This is a genomic window from Acidovorax sp. KNOB132 (assembly GCF_057541515.1).
The window spans coordinates 1-1,618 of the sequence record NZ_BAAJYT010000486.1 but is presented as its reverse complement, the minus strand read 5'-3'; the positions used below and the strand labels follow the sequence as shown (position 1 = coordinate 1,618).

2 protein-coding genes are annotated in these 1,618 nt (G+C 73.7%); one reads left to right on the top strand and one right to left on the bottom strand.

The annotated features are described in order from the left end of the window. Nucleotides 1-573, top strand: a 573-nt coding sequence (locus tag AC27IO_RS23980; RefSeq protein WP_498741171.1) for a Smr/MutS family protein, incomplete at its 5' end; no start/stop codon positions are given. Between the two features lie 52 nt (nucleotides 574-625). On the opposite strand, the gene AC27IO_RS23975 is transcribed toward AC27IO_RS23980, so the two are convergent. After that, nucleotides 626-1,618 (bottom strand): sensor histidine kinase (locus AC27IO_RS23975; RefSeq protein ID WP_498741170.1); only part of this gene is annotated, 993 nt, incomplete at its 5' end.

Genomic DNA, 1,618 nt, shown 5'->3' with positions numbered 1-1,618 from the left:
CTGCAGCGCGAGCGGCTGGAGGCCGCGCGCCGTGCGCGCGCCGAGCTGATGCTGTTCGAGACGGCGGTGGGCCCGGTGCAGGCCCTGCGCGGGCAGCACGACCGGCGCTGGCACCTGCCCGAGCCGGTGGAGCCGCTGCCCGTGCAGCGCGAGCTGGACGAAGAACGCGTGCTGATGGAGTCCATCAGCGACGAGTTCGACGTGACGACCTTGCTGGACGTGGACGACCAGATGAGCTACCGCCGCAGCGGCATCGGCCCCGAGGTGACGCGCCGCCTGCGCGCAGGCCACTGGAGCATCCAGCGGCAGCTGGACCTGCACGGCCTGCGCACCGACGAGGCCCGCGAGGCGTTGGGCGAGTTCATCCGACTGGCGCACCGCACCGGCCTGCGCTGCGTGCGCGTGGTGCACGGCAAGGGCCTGGGCTCGCCCGGCAAGACGCCGGTGCTGAAAGGCCGCGTGCAAAGCTGGCTGGTGCAAAAGAAAGAGGTGCTGGCCTTCGTGCAGGCCCGCCCAGCCGAGGGCGGCGCGGGGGCACTCGTGGTGCTGCTGCAGCCGGTGCAGCGGCATTGAGTTTTGAAGGGCGGGCGGTGCACTGCCTGCCACCGCCACCGCAGCGGCCGCGTCAGCCCGCCGGACGGTACTCTGCCCGCACCAGCCCCCGCAGCTCCAGCCGCACGCGCAGGCCCCGAAGGGCCTCGCTTTTGTCCAGCTGCAACTGCCCGCCGTAGGCCTGGGCGATCTGGCTCGCGATGGCCAGGCCCAGCCCGCTGCCCTGCACGGATTCATCGAACCGCACGCCGCGCTGCCCGGCAGACTGCAGCTGCTCGGCGGTCATGCCGGGGCCATCGTCTTCGATGTCCAGGCGCAGGCCCGGGCGATGGGCGCCCTCCTGCCGCGACAGGGTCAGCCGCACCCGCGAGGCGGCCCACTTGCCTGCGTTGTCCAGCAGGTTGCCCAGCACCTCCTGCAGGTCGGCCTGCTCGCCGCGCCACAGCAGGCGGCCCGCGGTGCGGTCGTCCAGCGCCCAGTCCAGTTCCTGCGCGGCATGCAGGCGTTGCATCATCCGCACGACCTGCGACAGGCAGTCGCGCACGTCCACGGCCTGCCCCGCGGCGCCGGGGTGGGCGTGCAGCGCATCGCTCAAGGTGCGGGCTTGGTAGCGGTCCACCAGCTGGGCCATCGCCTCGACCTGCTGGCGCACCTCGCCGCTGGGCACCTGGGGGTGCGCGCTGGCCTGGGCACTGAGCAGGGCCAGGGGTTTCTTGAGGGCATGGTTGAGGTCCACCGCGTGGGCGCGGGCGCGGGCCACGACATGCGCGTTGTGCGCCAGCAGGCCGGCCAGCTCGCTCTGAAGGGGCTGCAGGTCGCGCCCCGTGGGCGCGGCCAGGTGCGCGGCCACATCGGGCCCGTCGCCCTGCGGCGCGCGCAGGGCGGCCAGCAGCGCTTCGAGGCGCCGAAGTGGCGCCAGCCCCACCCGCACCTGCAGCCAGGCCAGGCCCCCGGCGAGCACCATCAGCACCAGCCCGGCCACCACCAGGGTGTGGTCGATCTGGCGCATGCTGGTCTGCAGCTGGGCGGCGGGCCGTAGACCGTGAGCGCACGGGGTGGGTGGCTG